Consider the following 22,013-nt stretch of genomic DNA (forward strand, 5'->3'; position numbering starts at 1 on the left):
CGCCGGCCTCAGCCCTCGCCGGCCCAGCCCACCTCGGCGACCCGGTCGGCCGCCACCTCGTAGCGGAACGTCGTCACGGTGGGCTCGTCGATGTCCATCCGCTCGGAGGACAGCGTGACCTCCTCGCGGCCGGACAGCCGGCCGGTGCCCGCGTCGACCAGCAGCAGCCGGACCACGGGGTCGACGTCCGCGGCGCCCGCGGGGACCGAGATCCCGACCGCCCGGCGCCCGGCGCGGTCGGTGACCTCACCGGCGAGCCCGACCCCCGGCTCGTCGGCGAGCACCGTCAGCACCGCCTGCTCCAGCTCGGCGGGCAGCACGTACGCGTCGAGCAGCGTGAGGCCCTGGTAGACGCACCAGGCGCCGTCGGCCGTGCCGGGGCCGCAGCCGAACACGTCACCGCCCGCGAGCTCGAGCAGCTGGCCGCGCAGCACGACGGGGTCGAGGGACAGGTCCGCGGCGAGGTCCGGGTCGCTGCTGCCCGCCGGGAACCGGTCCACCGACGCCGACGCGTGCGACGTGTCCACCGGCTCGAGCAGGCCGTCCTGCCGCAGGTCGGGACCCCGCCACTCGGCGGCCACCAGGGCGCCGTCGGCGGGCAGCCAGGTCTCCCGGACCGTCGGCTCGATGGCGGTGCGGGCGCCGTCGGCGTCCGACGTGGTGCTGGGCAGCCAGCTCTGCGACAGGACGTGCTGCACCGGGCCGCGCGCGCCGGGGTCCACCTGGTCCGCGGCGAGCGCGGCGAGGTCGAGCAGGGTCTCGCGCACCGGGGCGGAACCGGCGGCGGCGCCGGCCGCCAGCTCCTCCGGCGGCACCGGGTACGCGAGCATCGGCGGCGAGCCCGTGGCCACCGCGGTCGGGACCCGGTCGGCCGGCAGCAGCGCGATCGCGACGCCGGCCACCGTGGCGGCTGCGACGCCCGCCGCGACCGCCCAGCGCCTGCGGCCGCGCCGCGCGGCCCGGAGGGGCACCACCGGCGCGGGCACGCGGTCGGCGTCGGCACCGGCGTCGGCAGCGGCGTCGGACCCGCCGCCGACGGTCCCGTCGTCGGCCGGATCCGCCGCCGCCCGGGCCAGCAGCGTCGCGATCGCGACGTCGTCGTCGGCCCCGGGGGCGTCGGCGGGGTCGCCCAGACCGTGCGGGCCCAGGAGGTCCCGCAGCGCGGCGACCTCGGCGAGGGCGCGCTGCTCCGCGTCGTGGTCCTCGGTCATCGGGCCCTCCTCTCGAGATCGGCGGTGGTGCTGTCGTCCAGCGCCGCGGCGAGGCGCGTGCGCGCCCGCGACAGGCGGGAGGTGAGGGCGGTGAGCGAGCACCCGAGCACCTCGGCCGCCTCGCTCGGCGTGAGCCCCGCCCAGACCGTCAGCGACATCGCCTCGCTCTCGGCGGGCGGGAGCAGCGCGAGCAGCCGGCGGGCGCGGTCGTCGCCGGCGAGCCGGTCGGCGGGATCGGGCTCCGCCGGGCGGCCCGGTCCCGCCGCCACGACGCTCGCGACCGACCGCCGGACCCGCCCGTGCTGCTCGCGGACCCGCAGGATCTTGTTCCGGGCGACGCCGAACACCCACGGCCGCAGCTGCTCGGGACCCACCGGCAGGTCGCTCCAGCGGCGCCACACGACCAGGAAGGTCTCGGCGACGACGTCCTCGGCCTGGTCGTCGGGCACCTGGCGGCGGGCGTACCCGCGGACCTGCGGGGCGAGCAGGCGGTAGGCGGCGGCGAACCGGGCAGCGTCGTCCTGCTCCGCGGGGGCCGCACCGGCCTCCTCGTCGCCGCGTTCCCCCACGTCGTCCTCTGCTCGTCCGTCAGCATGTGCCCGGGCCCATGGTACGGACGGTCAGGGTGCTGACCGACGTGCCGCCGGTCTGCGCACCCGCCGCCCAGCAGCGCGGGGTCCCCGTGCCACCCGCTCCCGGGTACGTGTACACGTCGACGGCCATCCGGTTCCACACCGAGCGCGCGGTGGTCACGACCGGGGCCGACGTGCCCGCGGAGCCGACGGACCAGAACGCGCCCGTGAAGTCCGCTCCGGACCACACGCAGAACCGCCCCGCGAGGCACTGGCCCGCGGAGTGGCCGGTGATCTCCACCGGCCCGGGCTCCTCCGCCGCGCGCGCCGCGGGCGGCGGCGCGGACAGCGCGAGCGCGGCCAGCGCGGCGGCGACGACGAGGACGGGGCGGGTGGGGCCGGCAGGGCGGGTGGGGCGGGCGGGTCGCGGGGCGCAGGTGGTCGGCATACCGGGAGGTCCGCGCGCGGCCCGAGGGCGTCACCTCGTGAGCGCATGAGATGCGTCACACCCGGGCGCCCCGTGGCAGAGTCGTCCTCCGTGACGGACCGCTACGCCGCCGACGACCACCTCGGCCACCGCAGCCTGCTGGTGGCCGCCGCCTACGTCCTGCTGCTCCGCGACGACGAGGTGCTGCTGCAGCTCCGCCGCGGCACCGGGTACCTGGACGGGCACTGGGCGACGCTCGCCGGGCACGTCGACCCGGGCGAGTCCGTGCACGAGGCCGCGGTGCGGGAGGCCGCGGAGGAGGCGGGGGTGCGGATCGACCCCGCGGACCTCGAGCCGCTCACCACGCTGCACCGGTTCGAGCGGGGCGGCCCGGCCGTCGAGCAGCGCTGCGACGTGTTCTTCGTGGCGCGGCGCTGGTCCGGCGAGCCGACGCTCGTCGAGCCCGACAAGGCCGAGCAGCTGCGGTGGTTCCCGCTGGCGGCGCTGCCGGAGCCCGTGGTCCCGCACGAGCGGCTGGTGCTGGACGGGGTGCGCACCGGCGGCCTGCCCGCGGTGGTGTCCCTGCCGTCCTGAGCCCGTGGCGTCGTCGGTCCGGCTCGGCCCACCTCGGCCCGGCTCAGCCCAGCCGCAGCTCGGTGCGCAGGCCGGCCGCGCCGTCGGTCCGGTCGCCCAGCCGCACGTCGCCGCCGTGCTCGCGGGCGACCTCCCGCGCGATGGCCAGCCCGAGGCCGCTGCCGCCGCCGGGCCGGGCGCGGGCGTCGTCCAGCCGCACGAACCGCTCGAACACCCGCTCCCGGTCGTCCGCGGCGATCCCCGGGCCGTCGTCGACGACCACGACCGACCCGTCCGCGACCTCGACCCGCACGGCGCCCGCGGCGTGCCGCAGCGCGTTGTCCACCAGGTTCCGGACCACCCGGCCCAGCGCGGCCGCGTCGCCGCGGGCCGTCCCGGCGCCGTGGACCTCGACCGCCACGACCCGGTCGGGGTCCCGCCCGGCGGCCGCGAGCGCGACGGCCTCCCGCGCCACCGCGCCCAGGTCGACCGGGGTGCCGGGGACCGGCCGGGAGCCGAGGCGGGCGAGCAGCAGCAGGTCGTCCACGAGGACCTGCATCCGCCGGGTCTCCGCGGCGAGGTCGGCGACCAGCTCGTCGCGCGCGTAGGCACCCGGGTGCTCCCGGGCGACGTCGAGGGTGGCGCCCAGGGCGGCCAGCGGCGTGCGGAGCTCGTGCGCGGCGTCGGCGACGAACGCGCGCTGCCGCCCCGCCGCGACCTCGAGCCGGTCCAGCATCTCGTTGAGCGTGCGGGCGAGCGCACCGATCTCGTCGTCGGTGCCGGGCTCGGGCAGCGACCCCGGCCCGCCCGCCCGAGCCACCTGCGCGGCCGCGGAGCGCAGCCGCTCCACCGGGCGCAGCGCGCGACCGAGCGCCACCCAGATCGCGGCGGCGAGCAGCAGGGTCAGCACCGGCACGACGCCCGCCAGCGACAGGCGCAGCGCGCGCACCAGGCCCTCCACCTCGGCGACCGGGACCGTGGCGACCACGACCTCGTCGGCCGCGGCCCCCGCACCCGGCACGACCAGCACCGCGGCGCGGGCCTGCGCGTCGTAGGCGGAGTCCTCGGTGCCGACCACGAGCGGCACCGGTCCGCCGGCCGCCCCGCGCAGCCCGGCCAGCACGTCGGCGGGCAGCACCGGCAGCGTCCGGCTGGCGGTGGGCGAGGTCGCGACCACCCGGCCGTCGGCGTCGAGCACCTGGACGATCTCGCCCGGCTCGGCGACCGGCAGCGCGTCGGGCACCCGGTCCCCCGCCACCAGCCCGGCCACCGTCAGCGCGCGGTCGCGGACCACGTCGTCGAGCGCGGCGACCCGGCTGCGGGACAGCACCGTGCTCAGCACGACCGCCCCGACGACCAGCGCCACGCAGAGCAGGCCCGACGTCAGCACGGTCAGCCGCGCGCGCAGCGACCAGCGGCGGCGCGTCGCCTCCCGTGGCGTCACCCCGCCACCCGGTACCCGGCGCCGCGCACGGTCAGCACCGCGTCCCGGCCGAGCTTGCGCCGCAGGTAGCCGACGTAGACCTCGACGACGTTGCCGTCCTCGCCCGGGCCGTCCCACACGTGGTCGCGCAGCTCGACCTTGCCCACCACGCGGTCGGCGTGCCGCATCAGGTACTCCAGCAGCGCGAGCTCGCGGGCCGTCAGCTCCACCGGCACGCCGGCCCGCGTCACGGTGCGCGCGGCGGGGTCGAGCACGAGGTCCCCGACCGCGAGCACGGCCGGCCGCACCTGGGGCGGGCGGCGCAGCAGCGCCCGGATCCGGGCGACCAGCACGACGAACGAGAACGGCTTGGTCAGGTAGTCGTCGGCGCCGACGTCCAGCCCGTCGGCGACGTCGTGCTCGCCGTCCTTCGCGCTCAGCATCAGCACCGGCGTGGTGACGCCCGCCGCGCGCAGCCCGGTCACCACGTCGTAGCCGTTGCGCCGCGGCAGCATCACGTCCAGCACGATCGCGTCGTAGTCGCGGTCGGTGGCCAGGTCCAGCCCGGTCGCGCCGTCGTACGCCACGTCGACGGCGAACCCCTCGGCCGTCAGCCCGCGGCGCAGGGCGCTCACCAGCCCGCGCTCGTCGTCGACCACCAGGACCCGCACCCCGGCAGCATCCCACCCGCGACGCGCGCGAGGGGCACCGGGACGCGCACCCGCTCTCAGCACGGCCTCAGGGACGGAGGTCCACAGTGGACGCATGACCGAGACCCCGCGTGCTCCCCGCACCCTGTCCCCCCGCGCCCGCTGGGCGGTGCCCGGCGTCGTCGCCGTCGCGGTGGCCGCGGCGGTCGGCGTCCCCGCCCTGGCGTCCGCCGACTCCGCCGGCCCGCCCGACGTCACCGCCGAGCAGCTGCTCGCCCGCGTCGCCGAGGCCGAGCCCACGCCCGTCCAGGGCACCGTCGTCTACACCGCGCGGCTCGGTCTGCCCGAGCTGCCGGCGGAGATGACCGGCGCCGACCCGCTCAACCTGCTCGGCGGCTCCTCGACGCTGCGGCTGTGGTCCGACGGGTCCGACCGGTCCCGGGTGTCCCTGCTCGGGGCGACCTCGGAGTACTCCGTGGTCCGCGACGGCGCCGAGGCGTGGACCTACTCCTCGACCGACGACGTCGTGACCCACCTCGCGCTCGACGCCGCCGACCAGGCCCGGTACGACGCCCTCGCGGAGCAGCTGCGCGCCGGCGCCACCCCGCCCGCGGGCGCCGACCTGCCGACGCCCGAGCAGGCCGCCGCCCAGGTGCTCGCGCACGCCGAGGAGGACTCCGACGTGACCGTCGACCGCCCGACCACGGTCGCGGGCCGGGACGCCTACCAGCTCGTGGTCAGCCCGGCCGACGACGCCACGCTCGTGTCCCGGGTGGTCGTCGCCGTCGACGCGGAGACCTCGGCGCCGCTGCGCGTCCAGGTCTGGTCCACGTCCGACGGCGAGGCGCCGTCCCTGGAGGTCGGCTTCACCGACGTCGCGTTCACCGCGCCCGACGAGGCCGTGCTGGCCTTCTCCCCGCCGGCCGGGGCGACCACGGAGGAGGTCGTCGTCCCGCTGCCCGAGGCCGACCCCGCCGCGCTGCCGGAGGGCTGGGACCCCGGCACCGACCCGGCCGCGCTGCTGCCCGAGGGCGTGACGGTCAGCGGCTCCGGCTGGTCCACCGTCGTGGCGGTCGACGACGTGGACGTGGCCGGCCTGCTCGGCGGCGACGCCGCGTCCCTCGCGACCGTGCCCGGCGCGGACCGCGTGCTCGGCTCGGAGGAGGCCCAGGACCTGGTGCAGCAGTTCGTGCCGAGCGACGAGGAGGGCCGGCCCGCGAAGCCGTCGCTGGACGGCGCGGCGCTGTTCGACCAGATGACCGAGACCGTGCCCGAGGGTCGGCTGCTCAGCTCGACGCTGCTGAGCGTGCTCCTCACCGACGACGGCCGGGTGCTGGTCGGCGCGGTCCCGGCGGACGCGCTGCGCGCCGCGGCATGACCGACCCCGCCGCCACCGGCGGTCCGGACGGCGACCTCGCCGTCCGGACCGCCGGGCTGACCAAGCGGTTCCGGTCCGGCCAGGTGGCCGTCGACGGCATCGACCTGCGGGTGCCCCGCGGCGCCGTCTACGGGTTCCTCGGGCCGAACGGCTCCGGCAAGACGACGACCATCCGGATGCTGCTCGGGCTGGCGCGGCCGACCGCGGGCCGCGCCTGGCTGCTCGGCGCGGCGATGCCCGAGGACGCCACCCGGGTCCTGCCCCGGGTGGGCGCCCTGGTCGAGGGGCCCGCGTTCCACCCGTACCTGACCGGGCGGGCCAACCTGGCGCGGCTCGACGCCGGCGACGCGACCGCGGACCCGCGCACGTCGCGCCGCCGGGCCGACGCGGCGCTCGAGCGCGTGGGGCTGACGGCCGCCGCCACCAAGCCGTACCGGCAGTACTCGCTCGGCATGAAGCAGCGGCTCGGACTCGCCGCCGCGCTGCTGCAGCCCCGCGAGCTGCTGGTGCTGGACGAGCCGACCAACGGCCTGGACCCGCAGGGCACCCGCGAGGTGCGGCACCTGGTGCGCGAGCTCGCCGACGGCGGCGCGACCGTGCTGGTGTCGTCCCACCTGCTGGCCGAGATCGAGCAGGTCTGCACGCACATCGGGATCATGAGCCGCGGGCAGCTGCTGCTGCAGGGCGAGCGCGCGGCGCTCACCGACGCGGGGGCCGAGCGCGTCGTCGTCCGCACGCGGGCGGCGCAGCAGGCCACGGCGGCGGAGGTGCTCGCCGGGCTCGGCCTCACCGAGGTGGAGACCGCCGCGGGCACCGGCCGCGTCACCGCGCTGCTCGGGCCGACGCCGCCGGAGAAGGTCGCGGCCGCGCTGGTGCACGCCGGCGTGGACCTGGTCGGCCTCGCCGTCACGCGGCCGGACCTGGAGCAGGTGTTCGTGGAGCTGACCGGGGAGGGCTTCGATGTCGCGCGCTGAGACCGTGGACGGACCCGCGCCGGAGGTGCTGCCGACCGGCCGGGGCCCGGCGCCGGCGCCCGTGGCGTTCGGCCGGTTGCTGCGCTCCGAGCTGCGGCTGGTGCTCGGCCGGCGCCGCAACCAGGTGCTGCTCGCCGGGCTCGCGCTGGTGCCGGTCGTGATCGGCACCGTGCTGCTCGTGACCCGGGACAGCGCGCTGTCCGGGCAGGGCCCGGCGTTCCTGTCCCAGGTCACCGGGAACGGGCTGTTCCTGGTGGTGGCGGCGCTGTTCCTCTGCCTGCCGTTCCTGCTGCCGCTGTGCATCGGGATCGCCTCGGGCGACGCGGTCGCCGGCGAGGCGTCGCAGGGGACGCTGCGCTACCTGCTGGTCGTGCCGGTCCCCCGCGGGCGGCTGCTCGCCGTCAAGGCGGTCGCCGCGCTCACCTTCGCCGCCGCCGCGGTGCTCGCCGTGGCCGTCACCGGGCTCGTGGTGGGCGCGGTGTTCTTCGGCCTGCACGACACCACGCTGCTGTCCGGCGACACGGTCGGCGTGGCGGACGGCGTGCTGCGGGTGGCGGGCGTCGTGGCCTACGTCGGGCTGTCGCTGACCGGGCTGGTCGCCGTCGGGCTGTTCTTCTCGACGCTGACCGAGGTGCCCGTCGGGGCGATGGCCGCGACCGTGGTGGTGGCGATCGTGTCGACCGTGCTGGACTCGCTGCCGCAGCTGTCCGCGATCCACCCGGGGCTGCTGACGCACCACTGGTTCGACTTCGCCGAGTTCCTGCGGGTGCAGGTCGACTGGGGCGTCGTCGGCACCGGGCTGCTGGTGCAGGTGGCGTGGGTGGCGCTGTTCGGGTCGCTGGCGTGGGCGCGGTTCACCACCGCCGACGTCACGTCCTGACCGGAGGCGGTCCGGGCCGGGCTGCTCAGGCGAGCAGGCCAGCGACCGTCGCGATCACGGCGAGCAGCGGGAACGTACCCTGCACGACGGCCGCCCGCGCCTTGTCGCGGGACGACAGCAGCAGCACCAGCGCCGCCGCCAGCATCGACCCGGTCCCGGCCAGCACCAGGGCGCTGCCGACCGCCGTCGACCCGGTCGCTGTCACGACGACGCCCACGGCCGCGACCACCGCGAGGAACAGGTTGTAGAAGCCCTGGTTGAACGCCAGCTCCCGGGTCGCCTCCGCGCCCGCGGGCGTCGTGCCGAACACGGCGCGGGTGCGCGCGGAGGTCCAGGTCACGGACTCCAGCGTGAAGATGTAGACGTGCACGAGGGCCGCGAGGGCGGCGAGGACGAGTCCGGCGGTGATCACGCCGGTCAGTGTGCTCCTCCCCGGCCCGCGGCCGCGGGGGTTGTGGCGCGCGCCACACCCGGGTAACGTACAACCACATGGTTGTACGTCAACTGGAGGCCGACGAGGTGGACCGCGTGTTCGCCGCCCTGGCCGACGCCACCCGCCGGGACATCGTCACGCGGGTGCTGCGCCGGGAGGAGTCGGTGAGCGCACTCGCCGCCTCGTACGCGATGAGCTTCGCGGCGGTGCAGAAGCACGTCGCGGTGCTCGAGCGGGCCCATCTGGTGACCAAGCAGCGGCGCGGCCGCGAGCAGGTCGTGCACGCCGACGTCGCGACCATCCGGGCAGCCGCACGGCTGCTCGACCGGCTCGAGGAGATCTGGCGCGGTCGCGTCGACCGCATCGGCGACCTGCTCGAGGAGACGCAGGAAGGGGATGCCTGATGACGGTCGTGGACACGAGCAAGGACACCGACTCCCTCACGCTGACCATCGTGGCGGAGTTCGACGCGCCGCCGGAGCGCGTGTGGCGGGTCTGGTCCGACCCCCGGCAGCTCGAGCGCTGGTGGGGCCCGCCGACGTGGCCCGCCACGTTCACCGAGCACGACCTCACCGAGGGCGGCCGGGCGGCGTACTACATGACCGGCCCCGACGGGGACCGGGCGCACGGGTGGTGGCGGGTCCGCGTGGTCGACGCGCCGCGCTCCCTGGAGTTCGAGGACGGGTTCGCCGACGCGTCGGGGGCGCCGGACACCTCGATGCCCACGACCGTCGCGCGCGTCGAGCTCGCGCCCGCGGGCGCCGGCACCCGGATGACCATCGCGTCCCGGTTCCCCAGCGCCGAGGCGATGGAGCAGCTGGCCGAGATGGGCATGGTCGAGGGGATGACCGCGGCCCTCGGCCAGGTCCCGGCGATCCTCGCGGAGGGCTGAGCACCGCAGGAGCACCACGCCGGACCGCGCCCGGACCTTCGTCACGAGTCATGGGACGAAACGGGCGGACACTGGTCCGGTGAACGGCACCTCCCGGGGCCTCGCCCCGGTCGTCACGGGTCGGCCCGCTACCGGGACCGCCCGCACGGCTCGCACCCGCACGGCTCGCACCGTCCCCGGTCGCACCTTCCCGGGGCGGTGCGAGCCGTGAGGGTCCGCACCCGCCCGGAGCACCCCGTGACCGGCGCCGCGCTCGCGGTCGTCGGCGGGTTCCTCGACGCCTACACGTACGTCGCGCACGGCGGCGTCTTCGCGAACGCCCAGACCGGCAACGTCGTGCTGGTCGCGATGGACGCCGCGCAGGGCCGGTGGGCGCAGGCCACGGCGTACCTGCCCGTGATCGGGGCGTTCCTGCTCGGCCTGGTCGCCGCCGAGACGCTCGCGGCGCACCGCCCCGTGCTGCGCGACCCCACCCGCGTCGTCCTGCTGGTCGAGATCGCGGTGCTCGTCGCCGTCGCCGGGCTGTCCCCGGCCACGCCGCAGCTGGTGACCACGACCGCGGTCGCGTTCGTCGCCGCGCTGCAGGTCAGCACCTTCCGGCTGGTCCGGGAGACGAGCTACAGCACCACGATGACCACCGGGAACCTGCGCTCGCTCGTCACCGCCACGTTCGAGTGGCTGAGCGGCTACGACCGCACCCAGCGGGTGGTCGCGCTGCGGCTGGCGCTCATCGTGCTCGCGTTCGCCAGCGGCGCGGGCCTCGGCGCGGTCGTCAGCGCGCCGGACGCGCTCGGCACCCGCGCCACCCTGCTGGCGGCGGCGGTGCTGGCCGGCGTGCTGGTCGCGATCGAGACGCACACCCGTCGCACCGCGTCCCTGGACACCACGGCCGGGCCCGCGCGCGTCCCCGCCCCGGCGGGTGCCGCGGACGACTGATCCCGCCGGGACCCTGGTGCCGGCACCCGGATCACCGCTACCGTCCCTGGCGACACCAGGAGGACGCCGTGCACCGCAGCCGGATCTCGACCCTGCTCATCGACGCGCCGCACGCCGAGGCAGCGGCCTCGGTCGCGTTCTGGTCCGCCGCCACCGGCGTGGACGCGCGACCCGTGCCGGGCGAGGAGCAGTTCACGCACCTCGACGACCCGGTGCCGGGCCTCGTCACGGCCGTGCAGTCGATCGGCGAGCCCGGGCGGTACCACCTGGACATGGAGACCGACGACGTGGCCGCGGAGACGCAGCGGCTGCTGGCGCTCGGCGCCGTCGAAGTCGGTGCGTGGCTCGACTGCCGGACGCTGCGCGTCCCGGGCGGGCACCTGGTGTGCGTGATCCCGGTGCACAGCGAGCCGGCGGAGTTCGCCGCCCGCGCGCACGTCTGGCACTGAGCGACCCGACCCCCGCGCCGCCGGGCGCGACCCGCGGTCAGGCGGTCGGCTCGTCGCCGGCCAGGAGCCGGTACACGGCCTTGCGCGCGTCGGCGAGGATCTCGGCCGCCCGCTCGCGCTGCGGCTCCGTGCCACCGCGCGCCACCGCCCGGACCGCCTCCGCGAGCTGGCCGAGGCCGTCGCGCAGGTCCACGCCCTGCTGCGCGGCCTCGTCCGTCGCGAACGGGTCCGGCCAGCTCGCCGACTCCGCCTCGACGAGCGCACGACCCTCCGGCGTCAGCGTCGCCAGCTTGCGCCCCGCGGACGCCGTCAGGGTCAGCACGCCCTCGTCCTCCAGCAGGTTGAGCGTCGGGTAGACCGCACCCGGGCTCGGGCGCCACCGCCCGCCGCTGCGGTCGGCGATCGCCTCCATCAGCTGGTACCCGTGCATCGGCTGCTCGGCCAGCAGCAGGAGGATCGCGTTGCGGACGTCGCCGCGCGGCCGCCGGCCACGCCGGCCCCCGGGTCCCCCGGGTCCGAAGCCGGGCCCGAACCCGCCGAAGCCACCGGGACCGAAACCGCCGGGTCCGAAGCCGCCCGGCCCGAAACCGGCGCCGAAGCCGCCGCGCGGCCCCCGCCCCCCGGAGCCCCGCGGGCCGTGCCCGTGGTGCCCCTCGTGCGACCCGTGCGGGCCGCGACCGGACCGCTCCGCGCGGTCCTCGCTCTCGTCGTTCGTGTCGTTGTATCGCATGACGCTAACGATATATCGCTAGCGTCTCGTGTCAAGCAGATCCCCGGCTTCGCCTCCTCGCCGCCCCGCCCCTCTTCGCCGAGATGACACCTCTCGCCTGCGGCGCGGACGCCGCGCAGAGGCGGGAACTGCCACCTCGGCGGGACGGGCGACAGGGGCGGTGTGCCCTGAGCGCGGGTGAGGCGCGCGGGACTTGCGCTCGCGGCGCGGGGCCGTTGCGGTGACGCTGGGACGACGGCGTCCCGCCGCCCGGGACGCCGCGCCGTCCGGGGTGCGAGGAGGGGGCACGGCGTATGGAGTGGTTCGACGCCGAGCGGTACACGATCGCCCGCGAGATCGCGCAGCGCGGGGTCGCGGCGGTGTACGTGATCGCGTTCGTGGTGGTGCTGCGGCAGTTCCGGCCGCTGCTGGGCGAGCGCGGCCTGCTGCCCGTGCCGGAGTTCACCGAGCGGGTGCCGTGGCGGGCGTCGCCGAGCCTGTTCTTCTGGCGCTACTCGGACCGGCTGGTGGTCGCCGTCGGCTGGGTCGGGGTGCTGGTCGCCCTGGCGCTGGTGGCGGGCCTGCCGCAGCAGGGACCACCCTGGGCGCCGCTGCTGGCCTTCGCGGTGCTGTGGGTGCTCTACCTGTCCGTCGTGAACGTCGGGCAGACGTTCTACGGGTTCGGCTGGGAGTCGCTGCTGCTGGAGGCCGGGTTCCTGGTGGCGTTCCTCGGGTCGGAGGCCGTCGCCCCGCCGTGGACGGTGCTGGCGCTGCTCTGGTGGCTGGTGTTCCGGCTGGAGCTCGGCGCGGGCCTGATCAAGTGGCGCGGGGACCCGGCCTGGCGCGACCTGACGGCGCTGTACTACCACCACGAGACGCAGCCGATGCCCGGGCCCGCGAGCCGGCTGTTCCACCTGCTGCCGAAGCCGCTGCACCGCGTCGAGGTCGTCGCCAACCACGTCGCACAGCTGGTGGTGCCGTTCGGGCTGCTGGTGCCCGGGCCGGTGGCGAGCACGGCGGCGGGGATCATGATCGTGACCCAGCTGTGGCTGGTGCTGTCCGGGAACTTCGCCTGGTTGAACTGGCTCACCATCGTCCTGGCGGCCGCGGCGGTCGACGACGGGTCCTGGGCCGCGGTGCTCGGGCTGGTCGGCGTCGACGTCACGAGCGCGCCCACCGGGGACCCGGCGCCGTGGTTCGTCGTGCTGGTGCTGGCGGTCAGCGCGCTCTGCGTGGCGCTCTCCTGGTGGCCCGCGCGCAACCTGGTGTCCCGGCAGCAGCGGATGAACGCCTCGTTCAACGTCTTCCACCTGGTCAACGCCTACGGCGCCTTCGGCACCATCACCCGACGCCGCACGGAGGTGGTCGTGGAGGGCACCCGGGACGCGCACCCGGGGCCGGACGCGGTCTGGGCGGAGTACGGGTTCAAGGGCAAGCCCGGCGACGTGCGCCGGCTGCCGCGGCAGTACGCGCCGTACCACCTGCGGCTGGACTGGCTGATGTGGTTCCTGGCGCTCGGGTCCTCGGCGCAGCTGCGCTGGTTCGTGCCGTTCCTGGGCAGGCTGCTCGAGGCCGACCGGGCGACGCTGCGGCTGCTGGCGCACGACCCGTTCGACGGCGAGCCGCCGCGCTGGGTGCGGGCCCGCCTCTACCGGTACCGGTTCGCGACGCCCGCGGAGCGCCGCGAGACCGGCGAGCGGTGGGTCCGGCACGACGAGGGGCTCATGGTGGACGCGGTCAGCCGCGAGATGCTGGCGCGCCGGCGGTGAGCGGTCAGCGCCGGCGCGGCGCGAGCTCCTCCTGCAGCACCAGGGCGGCCGCCCCGACCGCCGCGGCGTCCGCGACGTGCGCCGCGAGCGCCACCCGCACCCCGTGCCGGTCCGCGGCGTGCAGCTCGACGCGGAGCCGGCGCTCGACCACCGCGGCGTACAACGAGCCCGCGGTGCTGAACGCCGGGCCGGCCAGCACCACCGAGTCGACGTCCAGCAGGTTGGCGGCGGTGACGGCGGCGTCGGCGAGGTAGCCGGCCGAGTCCTCGATCAGCTCCACGGCGAGCGCGTCCCCCTGCACCGCGGCCGTCGCCACGGCCCCGAAGTCGGTGATCGGGTCGCCGTCGGCGGACAACCGCGCGCTGGTGCGGCGGCCCGCGGCCACGGCGCGGCGGGCGGCCCGGGCGACGGCGTGCGGGGCCGCGAGCTCCTCGAGCGTCGGGCCGGCGTCGTGCCGTGCCCGGTGCAGGTGCATCAGGCCGAGCGGACCGACGTTGCCGCTGGCGCCCCGGTAGACCGCGCCCCCGACGACGATGCCCGCACCGATGCCCGCGCCCATGTAGAGGGTGCAGTGCGCGGCCGACCCGGCGGTGCGCCCCGCCCAGTACTCCCCCACGGCCGCCGCGGTGGCGTCGCTGTCCATCACCACCGGCAGCCCGACCGCCGCGCCGAGCCGCGAGCGCACCGCGTACCCCTGCCACCGGTCGAGCGAGCGCGACACCGCGATCGCCCCCGCGTCGAGGTCGAGCGTGCCGGGCACCGCCAGCCCGAGGCCCGCCACGCTGCGCCGCCCGACCCCCGACGCCCGCAGCAGCACGTCGACGTGCCGCGCGATGCCGGCCACCACCGCGTCGGGGTCGGTGCGCCGCGCGCCGCGGACCCGGGTGCGGGCGACCACCGCGCCCCGCGCGTCGGTGAGCGCGACGACCACCCAGTCCGCACCGAGCTGGACGCCGACGGCGCACCGGGCGAGCGGGTCGAGGGTGAGCATCACGCGCGGCTTGCCGCCGGTCCACTCGCGGTCACCGGTCTCCCGGAGCAGCCCCTCGTCCAGCAGCGCCCGCACCGCGTGCGAGATGGCGGCCTGCGTCAGCCCGGTGTGCTCCGCGAGCTCCACGCGGCTGATCGGCGCGCGGGTGCGGACCAGCTCGAGCACCTGGCTGCGGGTGGTCGACGGGGCGCGCCCGCCGCGCCGCACGGCGCCGCGGCCCTGCTCGACGCCGTCCATGGCGCTCAGCATGGCACGGTGCGCGCACAGGCCCGCGCACAGCCCGCCGCACGGGTGACGCACCGGTGGTGCGAGGGTCGCGTGCGGCGGTCCGGCAGGTCCCCGCGCAGGCCCCCGCGCAGGTCCCCGCGCAGGTCGCGGCGTCGCGCTGCCCGCGGGCCGTGCGATGCTGCGGGGATGACGCGCGAGCAGGCCCCCCACCCCCGCGGCACCGGCGTCCGGGTCGGGCTGGCGCTGCTGCCGGCGGACGACGACGGGGCGCTGGAGCCGTTCTACGCCGACCTGCTCGCGGGCATGGAGGAGGAGCTCGACGCGCACGGCGCCAGCGTGTTCGTGCACGTCGTGCCGGACCTGGACGCGGAGCTCGTGGCCTACCGGCGCTGGGCGCGCGAGGGCCTGGTGGACGCCGTCGTCATCTCGGACCTCGTCGAGGACGACCCGCGCGAGCAGACCTGCCGGGAGCTCGGCCTGCCGTCGGTGCTGCTCGGGGGCGAGCCCGGGGACGGGCGCTGGGTGGTCGACTACGACAACGACGCGGCGATGCGCACGGCCGTGCAGTTCCTGGCGGAGCTGGGGCACCGGCGGATCGGCTGGGTGTCCGGGCCGCAGCGGTACCGGCACACCCAGCTGCGCGGGACCGCGTTCGGCGAGGCGGTGGCGGCCGCGGGCGTCACGGGCGTGCACCGCGAGGGCGACTACGGCGACGCGAGCGGCGCCGCGCGGACGGCCGAGCTGCTGGCGCTGCCCGAGCCGCCGACCGCGATCGTCTACGACAACGACCTGATGCCGCTGGCGGGCCTGCGCGAGGCGACCCGGCAGGGCGTCCGCGTGCCCGAGGACCTCTCGGTGCTCGCCTGGGACGACTCCGCGGGGGTCCGCATCTCGCACCCGCCGCTGTCCGTGGTGAGCCGGGACGTGCACGAGCTGGGCGCCCTCACCGCCGAGGTGCTGCTGCGCGCCGTCGCCGGCGGCCCGCCCGGCACCACCCGGACGCCGGGCGTCCGCGTCGTCCCCCGCGGGTCGACCGCTCCCCCGCGCCGCTGACCGGGGACAGCCGGCACCCCCGCCGACGGCCCGGCGCACCCGCCGTCGAGCGGGTGCGCCGGTGCCGGTGCGGCCGGTTCAGACCTGCGTCACGTGCAGCACGAGGGCCTGGGCCGGCCACAGCGCCGGGATCTGCAGCCCGACCGTGCCGAGCACCGACCCGGGCAGCGTCACCTCGCCCGCGGCCAGCCACGGCGGCGTGATCCAGCCCCACCGCGCGGCGCCGACCTCGTCGCGCACCCGCACCCGGTACCGGGCGTCGGGCCGCAGCCCGTGCAGCCGGACCGGCTCGGGCCGCGCGTCCTCCAGGGTCGCGACGGTGGCGATCGTCCACACCCCCGCGGACCCGTCCGGGGCGACCGCGCCGGTGACCCGCAGCGCGGGGTCCCGGACGTCGGCGTGCACGGCGACCCCGGTGTGGATCAGGCCGCGCAGCTCGCGGTAGAGCCCGGCGAACCGGGTCAGCACGGCCACCTCCTCGTCGGAGCAGGTCAGCACGTCCCACTCGAACCCGGCGGAGCCCATCAGGCTGGTGGCCAGCCGGTAGGACAGGTCGACGGTCCGCCCGGACGAGTGCGCGGTCGGCGGGCCGACGTGCGCGCCCACCAGCTCCGGAGGCAGCAGCAGCTGCGTCCAGCGCTGGATGTCCTGCCGCTCGACGGCGTCGTTGGAGTCCGACGCCCACACCCGGTCGGTGACCTCGAGCACGCCCAGGTCGCTGCGCGCGCCGCCGGAGGAGCAGGACTCGATCTCCAGCCCCGGGTGCCGGGCCTTGAGCTCGGCGATCAGCGCGAGCGCGGCGCGGGTCTGCGCGTCGACGCCGGGCCGGCCGCCGTGCCGCGCGTCCACCAGGTCGCGGTTGTGGTCCCACTTGATGAAGTCGATCCCGAGCTCCGCCACGAGCGCCGACATCTGGCCCAGCACGTGCGCGTACGCCTCGGGGCGGGCCAGGTCGAGCACGTACTGGGTGCGGAACGACAGCCCGTCCGGGCTCGGCACCTGCGCGGGGTCGTGCAGCAGCCAGTCCGGGTGCGCGCGGGCGACGTCGGAGTCGAGGCTGACCATCTCCGGCTCGAACCAGAGCCCGAGCTGCATGCCGAGCCCGTGCACCCGCTCGGCCAGCGGGCCGAGGCCGTCCGGCCACACCGTGCGGTCGACGACCCAGTCGCCGAGGCCCTTCGTGTCGTCGCGGCGCGCGAGGAACCAGCCGTCGTCGAGCACGAACCGCTCGACGCCGATCGCGGCCGCCCGCTCGGCGAGCCGGAGCAGGGTGGCGTTGTCGTGGTCGAAGTACACGGCCTCCCAGGTGTTGAGCACGAGCGGCCGCGGCGACGTCGGGTGCTGGGGACGGGCGCGCAGGTAGGTGTGGAACCGCGCGCTGATCCCGTCCAGCCCCTCGCCGGACCAGGCGAACCACGCGGTCGGCGCGGTCCACGAGGCGCCCGGGGCCAGCACGACCTCGCCCGCCCGGAGCAGCTCGCCCGCGCCGAGCAGCGTCGGCTGGTCGGGCAGCCGGTCCGTCCGGTACGTGGCGTCCGCGGGCCAGGCCAGGTGCACCGCCCACACCTCGCCGTCCCGGTCCCGCGGCGCGCTGCCGGACAGGGCCAGGAGCCACGGGTGGTCGTGCCCCGGCCGGCCGCGGCGGGTCTGCCGGGCGAGGGAGCCCCGCGGCAGCGGGCCGGTGGCGGGGACCTTCTCCCGCGTCCACCGGCCGGAGAACGTGGTCTCGACGTCCGCGCGGGTCGGCACGGGCAGCGTCGGCTCCAGCGCGTGCACCTCGACCGTGCCCGGCGCCTCGGGGGCGACCGCGACCTGGTGCGTCACGCCGAGCAGGCCGCCGGCCTCGAGGTGCAGCCGCAGCCGCACCGTCAGCCCGGCGACGGCGTCCTCGGCGGTCACCTCGACCGCGTGGCCGGCGTCGTCCACGGTCACCGGACCCGGCGTCCACGCCGGGGTCAGCGGCACCCCGTCCCGCACGAGCTGCAGCCCGGGCCGGCCCGGGAAGCCGTCGGGCTCCGCGGGCAGCAGCGACGGGTGCGCCGCGGCGTCCAGGGTCCCGGGCGGGGTCTGCCGGTCGGCGGCCGCGCGCAGCGCCACCAGGTCGCCGGCACCGAGCGGCCCGAGGTCGGCGCCCCAGTGCTGCACCTGGGGCAGCCCGGTCGCGGGGTGCGCGAGCACCACGCTCACGCCGTCGCGGCGCAGCACGGTCCAGCGCAGGTCGGCGGACGCGTCGGGCAGGGCGGGCAGGTCGGGGGTCACGGGCTCTCCTTCGAGTCGGGATGACGGGTCAGACGACGGCCACGGGCTCCGCCGCGGGTGCGGGGACCGGTGCGACGGCGACGGCAGCGGGGACGGCGGCGACGGGGACGGGCGCGACGGCGACGGCGGCCGGCCGCCCCAGCGGCGACCGCAGCACGACCAGCGCCCCGCCCACCGCGGCCGACACCCGCACGTCGCGGGACAGCCGCACCCGCACCGGGCGCAGCAGCCGCGCCAGCGCACCGGCGTCGACCACCTGCTGCGCCCGCTCGACGTACAGCGGGCCCGCGACCCCGAACGCGGGACCGGCCAGCACCACCGTATCGAGGTCGAAGAGGTTCATCAGCGTCACCGCGGCGGTGCCGAGCCGGCGCGCCGAGGCGTCCACCAGCGCGAGCGCGGCGACGTCACCGGCGACCGCGGCGCGGGCGATCCGCTGGAAGTCCGCGAGCTGCGCGTCGAGCCCGCCGTCCAGCCCCAGCCGGGCCGCGAGCGCCGGGTCGTCGAACGCGGACCGCACCACCGCGCCGGGGCCGGCGAGCACCTCGACGCAGCCGCGGTTCCCGCACGCGCACGGCGGGCCGGCGGGGTCGACGGGGATGTGCCCGACCTCGACGGGGTTCGCGGTGCGGCCGCGGTACACCTCGGCCTCGGCGATCACGCCGCCGCCGATGCCGGTGGCCATGTAGAGCACGCCGAACGTGTCGACGTCGAGCGCGCCGACCCACTGCTCCCCCACGGCAGCGGCGGTGGCGTCGTTCTCCAGCAGAACCGGCAGGCCGAGCAGGCCCGACAGGGTCGAGGTCAGCGGGAACTCGCGCCACTCCGGGGTCGGCTGGCCGGTCAGCACCATGCCGAGCTCCCGGTCCTGGGGCCCGTGCGTGACGAGCCCGACGCCCAGCACCCGGTCCCGGGGGATGCCCGCGCCGTCCAGCAGCAGGTCGATGTGCTCGGCGAGCACGGGCAGGGTCTCCCCCGGCACGCCGCGCCCCACCCCCCGGACGCCGGTGGAGGCGACGCGCCGGCCGGCGAAGTCCGTGACCACGACGCTGCTGGCGCACCGGTCCAGCTGCACGCCGACCGCGTACCAGGCGCCCGCGTCCAGCTCGAGCAGCCGCCGCGGCGACCCGACGCCGCCGACGACGCGGCCGACCTCGTGCACCAGCCCCTCGCCGATCAGGTCCCGCACGACGTGGGTGATGGTCGCCGCGGTCAGCCCCGACCGGTCGGCGAGCTCGACCCGGCTCACGGTGCCGTGGGTCCGGATCAGGTCGAGGACGAGGGCGCCGGTGGCGGCCCGGGACGGTGCCCGCATGTCCCGACCATATCTTGACATGCTTAATTTAAGCACGTAACGATATGTCCCGAGCCGCACAGCCGCGGCCTCGACCAGACCGTCGGGCGCGACGGGTGGAAAGGACCAGCGATGTTCCTCAGGTCAGCACGGACCGTCCCGATCGCCGCCGGCGTCGCGGCGGTCGCCCTCCTCGCGACCGCCTGCAGCGGCGGCGGGGACTCGGGTGGCAACAGCAGCAGCAGCGGGTCGGGCGACGGCACCACGCTCGTCGCCTACACCGGCCAGTCCGGTGACTACCAGGTCAACTTCAACCCGTTCTCCCCATCGCGGATCGGCGGCCTCGGGGCGATCTACGAGCAGCTCTTCTTCATCAACAAGGCCGCCGAGTCGGAGCCGGTGCCGCTGCTCGGCACCGAGTACACCTGGAACGAGGACGGCACGGAGCTCGAGGTGGCGCTCCGCGAGGACGCGACCTGGACGGACGGCGAGCCGTTCACCGCGGACGACGTGGTGTTCACGTTCGACCTGCTCGCCAGCACCCCGGCGATCAACAACGTCGGCTACGCGGGCACCGCCACGGCCACGGACGACACCCACGTGACGTTCACGTTCGACGCCCCGGCGTTCGTGCAGGGCCCGGACGTGCTGTCCGGCGTGCCGATCGTGCCCGAGCACCTGTGGGCGGACGTCGACCCGACCGCCGACGTGGTGGAGAACCCGGTCGGCACGGGCGCGTACGAGCTCGGCGACTTCAAGCCGCAGGCGTTCACCTACACCGCCAACCCGGACTACTGGGGCGGCGAGCCGGCCGTGAAGACGATCCGGTTCCTGTCGCTGTCCGGCAACACCGCGGGCGCGGACGGCATCGCGAACGGCACGATCGACTGGCAGACCGGCCCCGTGCCGGACATCCAGAACGTCGCCGAGAACTTCCCCGGGTACGACACCCTGACCGCCGCGCAGAACCAGATGGTCCTGGCCACCTGCTCCAGCGTCGAGCAGGGCTGCTCCGGCCCGCAGACCGACCCGGCCGTCCGGCAGGCGCTGTACCTGGCGATGGACCGGACGCAGCTGAACCAGCTCGCGTTCGAGGAGACGGCCTCGGAGATCTCGCCGACGTTCGCGCTCACCTCCACGCAGCAGCCGTGGATCTCGGAGTCGGTCGAGGAGCCGGTGGCACCCGAGAAGGCGGACCCCGAGGGCGCCGCCGAGGTGCTGGAGGCCGCGGGCTGGGCCAAGGGCTCCGACGGCATCTACGCCAAGGACGGCGAGCGCCTGACCGTGACCGTCGAGGTCGTCACCGGCTGGACCGACTACATCACGGCCGTGCAGACCATCGCGCAGCAGGCCAAGGCCGCCGGCATCGACCTGCAGACCGCGCAGTCGTCCTGGAACGAGTGGACCGAGCGGCGCACGCAGGGCAACTTCCAGCTGGCGATCGACTCGCTGTGGCAGGGCCCGGCACCCGACCCGTACTACCTGTACACGTACTTCTTCTCGTCCACCTCGGGCGCGAAGGTCGGCGAGGCCGCGGGCAACAACTACTCCCGGTTCAGCAACCCGGACGTGGACGCGGCGCTCGACGCGCTCAAGACGCTGCCGCTGGACGACACCGGGGCGCGCCAGCCGCACTTCGACACCATCCAGCAGACGGTCGTCGAGGACATGCCGTACATCCCGATCCTCACGGGCGGCACGACCAGCGAGTGGAACACCGCCCGGTTCACCGGGTGGCCGACCGAGGACGACATGTACGCCTTCCCGGCGGTGTGGTCCGCCTTCGACGCCGCCGAGATCTTCAAGCGGCTCGAGCCGGCCGAGGGCTGAGCGGTCCCGGGCCGGGCGTCGCGAGGCGCCCGGCCCGGCAGCCGACCCCTCCCACCCGCCGTCGACCAGGAGGTCACACCGACGTGAGCTACGTCCTGCGCAAGCTGGGGTTCTACGCGGTCGCCCTGTGGGCCGCCGTCACCCTGAACTTCCTCATCCCCCGGCTGCTGCCGGGCAACCCGGTGGACATCCTGCTGGCCAAGCTGCAGCAGCGCGGCGGCACCGTCACCCCCGAGACCCGCGAGGCGTACTCCGCGCTGCTCGGCGGCGACACCACCGACTCCCTGCTGCAGCAGTACGGGACGTACCTGTCCAACCTGCTGCACGGCGACCTCGGCGTCTCCGTCACCTACTTCCCGACGCCGGTCAGCGAGGTCATCGGCACCTCGATGCCGTGGACCCTGGTGCTGGTCGGCATCGCGACCGTCATCGCCGCGACCATCGGCGTGCTGCTCGGCGCGTTCGTCGGCTGGCGGCCCGGCACCTGGCTCGACTCGGCGGTGCCGCTGACCACGCTGCTCGCCGCGGTGCCGTACTTCTGGCTCGCGCTGGTGCTGGTCTACCTGCTGTCCCGGGTGCTCGGCTGGTTCCCGTCGCAGGGCGGCTACGACGTCGTGCTGGACCCGGGCTGGAGCCCGGAGTTCATCTTCTCGGCCGTCGAGTACGGGTTCGTGCCGGCGCTGACCATCGTCATCGCCTCGATCGGCGGCTGGCTGCTCGGGATGCGCAACATGATGGTCTCCACGCTGTCCGAGGACTACGTGCTGACCGCCCGCGCCAAGGGCCTGCCGCAGGGCCAGATCCTGCGGAGCTACGCCGCCCGCAACGCCGTGCTGCCGTCGATCGCCGGCTTCGCGATCTCGCTCGGGTTCGTCGTCTCCGGGTCGGTCGTGACCGAGCAGGTGTTCTCCTACCCCGGCATCGGGTCCCGGCTGCTGGCCGCCGTCACCAACAACGACTACGCGCTCATGCAGGGCGTGTTCCTGTTCATCACCCTGGCCGTGCTCGGCGCGAACCTCGTCGTCGACCTGCTGTACGGCCTCATCGACCCGCGCACCCGCGCGAAGGCCTGAGGGGCGGCG

Annotated in this window: 22 protein-coding genes; 12 read left to right on the top strand and 10 right to left on the bottom strand. The window is 76.3% G+C overall.

Annotation, left to right across the window (positions count from 1 at the left end; translation table 11 throughout):
* Positions 1-8 precede the first annotated feature (8 nt).
* Genes AC1050_RS06235 through AC1050_RS06245 form a run of 3 tightly spaced genes read right to left on the bottom strand, consistent with a single transcriptional unit; the run spans position 9 to position 2,231 of the window.
* Positions 9-1,211: a hypothetical protein gene (locus AC1050_RS06235; RefSeq protein ID WP_482386493.1), complete on the bottom strand. Its 1,203-nt coding sequence runs from the start codon at positions 1,209-1,211 to the stop codon at positions 9-11.
* Positions 1,208-1,780 (bottom strand): RNA polymerase sigma factor, encoded by a 573-nt coding sequence (locus AC1050_RS06240; RefSeq protein ID WP_482386494.1) that lies wholly within the window; start codon positions 1,778-1,780, stop codon positions 1,208-1,210. Before AC1050_RS06240 ends, AC1050_RS06235 begins: the two co-directional genes overlap by 4 nt.
* A gap of 19 nt (positions 1,781-1,799) precedes the next feature.
* Positions 1,800-2,231 carry a peptidase inhibitor family I36 protein gene (locus AC1050_RS06245; RefSeq protein WP_482386495.1) on the bottom strand — a complete coding sequence of 144 codons (432 nt, stop codon included), beginning with the start codon at positions 2,229-2,231 and terminating at the stop codon, positions 1,800-1,802.
* A gap of 90 nt (positions 2,232-2,321) precedes the next feature.
* Here AC1050_RS06245 and AC1050_RS06250 point away from each other — a divergent pair, with 90 nt between their 5' ends.
* The gene (locus tag AC1050_RS06250) at positions 2,322-2,804 is read left to right on the top strand and encodes an NUDIX domain-containing protein (protein WP_482386496.1); all 483 of its coding nucleotides are present in this window, start codon (positions 2,322-2,324) and stop codon (positions 2,802-2,804) included.
* Between the two features lie 43 nt (positions 2,805-2,847).
* Here the strand turns inward: AC1050_RS06250 and AC1050_RS06255 are convergent, their stop codons facing one another.
* The gene (locus AC1050_RS06255; protein WP_482386497.1) at positions 2,848-4,227 is read right to left on the bottom strand and encodes an ATP-binding protein; all 1,380 of its coding nucleotides are present in this window, start codon (positions 4,225-4,227) and stop codon (positions 2,848-2,850) included.
* Positions 4,224-4,877, bottom strand: a complete 654-nt coding sequence (locus AC1050_RS06260) for a response regulator transcription factor (protein ID WP_482386498.1) — start codon at positions 4,875-4,877, stop codon at positions 4,224-4,226. The genes AC1050_RS06255 and AC1050_RS06260 overlap by 4 nt, the downstream gene beginning before the upstream one ends.
* A 94-nt stretch (positions 4,878-4,971) precedes the next feature.
* Here AC1050_RS06260 and AC1050_RS06265 point away from each other — a divergent pair, with 94 nt between their 5' ends.
* From AC1050_RS06265 to AC1050_RS06275, 3 genes are read left to right on the top strand one after another with little or no spacing between them, the layout of a single operon-like run.
* Positions 4,972-6,234: a LolA family protein gene (locus AC1050_RS06265; protein ID WP_482386499.1), complete on the top strand. Its 1,263-nt coding sequence runs from the start codon at positions 4,972-4,974 to the stop codon at positions 6,232-6,234.
* On the top strand, positions 6,231-7,208 hold the full coding sequence (locus tag AC1050_RS06270) for an ABC transporter ATP-binding protein (RefSeq protein WP_482386500.1): 978 nt from the start codon (positions 6,231-6,233) through the stop codon (positions 7,206-7,208). The genes AC1050_RS06265 and AC1050_RS06270 overlap by 4 nt, the downstream gene beginning before the upstream one ends.
* Positions 7,195-8,088: an ABC transporter permease gene (locus AC1050_RS06275; RefSeq protein ID WP_482386501.1), complete on the top strand. Its 894-nt coding sequence runs from the start codon at positions 7,195-7,197 to the stop codon at positions 8,086-8,088. The genes AC1050_RS06270 and AC1050_RS06275 overlap by 14 nt, the downstream gene beginning before the upstream one ends.
* A gap of 25 nt (positions 8,089-8,113) precedes the next feature.
* Here AC1050_RS06275 and AC1050_RS06280 read toward each other — a convergent pair whose 3' ends face one another.
* Positions 8,114-8,500 (bottom strand): DUF1304 domain-containing protein, encoded by a 387-nt coding sequence (locus tag AC1050_RS06280; RefSeq protein WP_482386502.1) that lies wholly within the window; start codon positions 8,498-8,500, stop codon positions 8,114-8,116.
* A gap of 77 nt (positions 8,501-8,577) precedes the next feature.
* Here AC1050_RS06280 and AC1050_RS06285 point away from each other — a divergent pair, with 77 nt between their 5' ends.
* The 4 genes from AC1050_RS06285 to AC1050_RS06300 all read left to right on the top strand — a co-directional run bounded on the left by AC1050_RS06285 (position 8,578) and on the right by AC1050_RS06300 (position 10,798).
* Positions 8,578-8,925 (top strand): ArsR/SmtB family transcription factor, encoded by a 348-nt coding sequence (locus AC1050_RS06285; RefSeq protein WP_482386503.1) that lies wholly within the window; start codon positions 8,578-8,580, stop codon positions 8,923-8,925.
* Positions 8,925-9,413 (top strand): SRPBCC family protein, encoded by a 489-nt coding sequence (locus tag AC1050_RS06290; protein ID WP_482386504.1) that lies wholly within the window; start codon positions 8,925-8,927, stop codon positions 9,411-9,413. Before AC1050_RS06285 ends, AC1050_RS06290 begins: the two co-directional genes overlap by 1 nt.
* A 207-nt stretch (positions 9,414-9,620) precedes the next feature.
* Positions 9,621-10,349 (top strand): YoaK family protein, encoded by a 729-nt coding sequence (locus AC1050_RS06295; protein ID WP_482386505.1) that lies wholly within the window; start codon positions 9,621-9,623, stop codon positions 10,347-10,349.
* Positions 10,350-10,417: 68 nt separating this feature from the next.
* Positions 10,418-10,798, top strand: coding sequence for a VOC family protein (locus tag AC1050_RS06300; protein ID WP_482386506.1), 381 nt, complete (start codon positions 10,418-10,420; stop codon positions 10,796-10,798).
* Between the two features lie 37 nt (positions 10,799-10,835).
* Here AC1050_RS06300 and AC1050_RS06305 read toward each other — a convergent pair whose 3' ends face one another.
* Positions 10,836-11,528, bottom strand: a complete 693-nt coding sequence (locus AC1050_RS06305; RefSeq protein ID WP_482386507.1) for a PadR family transcriptional regulator — start codon at positions 11,526-11,528, stop codon at positions 10,836-10,838.
* Between the two features lie 293 nt (positions 11,529-11,821).
* On the opposite strand from AC1050_RS06305, the gene AC1050_RS06310 reads away from it, so the two are divergent.
* A complete protein-coding gene (locus AC1050_RS06310) occupies positions 11,822-13,276 on the top strand; it encodes a lipase maturation factor family protein (protein ID WP_482386508.1) in 1,455 nt (484 codons plus the stop codon).
* A 4-nt stretch (positions 13,277-13,280) separates the two neighbouring features.
* Here the strand turns inward: AC1050_RS06310 and AC1050_RS06315 are convergent, their stop codons facing one another.
* Entirely contained in the window at positions 13,281-14,516 is a 1,236-nt protein-coding gene (locus AC1050_RS06315; protein WP_482386509.1) for an ROK family transcriptional regulator, read from the bottom strand.
* A gap of 165 nt (positions 14,517-14,681) precedes the next feature.
* Here AC1050_RS06315 and AC1050_RS06320 point away from each other — a divergent pair, with 165 nt between their 5' ends.
* Positions 14,682-15,548 (top strand): LacI family DNA-binding transcriptional regulator, encoded by an 867-nt coding sequence (locus AC1050_RS06320; protein WP_482386510.1) that lies wholly within the window; start codon positions 14,682-14,684, stop codon positions 15,546-15,548.
* Positions 15,549-15,626: 78 nt separating this feature from the next.
* Here the strand turns inward: AC1050_RS06320 and AC1050_RS06325 are convergent, their stop codons facing one another.
* Positions 15,627-17,807 (bottom strand): alpha-galactosidase, encoded by a 2,181-nt coding sequence (locus AC1050_RS06325; RefSeq protein ID WP_482386511.1) that lies wholly within the window; start codon positions 17,805-17,807, stop codon positions 15,627-15,629.
* 28 nt (positions 17,808-17,835) lie between these two features.
* A complete protein-coding gene (locus AC1050_RS06330; RefSeq protein ID WP_482386512.1) occupies positions 17,836-19,122 on the bottom strand; it encodes an ROK family transcriptional regulator in 1,287 nt (428 codons plus the stop codon).
* Between the two features lie 111 nt (positions 19,123-19,233).
* Between AC1050_RS06330 and AC1050_RS06335 the strand changes: the two genes are divergently transcribed.
* Both AC1050_RS06335 and AC1050_RS06340 read left to right on the top strand, forming a co-directional pair.
* Positions 19,234-20,931, top strand: coding sequence for an ABC transporter substrate-binding protein (locus tag AC1050_RS06335; RefSeq protein ID WP_482386513.1), 1,698 nt, complete (start codon positions 19,234-19,236; stop codon positions 20,929-20,931).
* An 83-nt stretch (positions 20,932-21,014) separates the two neighbouring features.
* Positions 21,015-22,004, top strand: a complete 990-nt coding sequence (locus AC1050_RS06340) for an ABC transporter permease (protein WP_482386514.1) — start codon at positions 21,015-21,017, stop codon at positions 22,002-22,004.
* The last annotated feature ends 9 nt before the right edge of the window (positions 22,005-22,013 follow it).

The organism is Cellulomonas sp. NEAU-ZC6, from assembly GCF_056844425.1.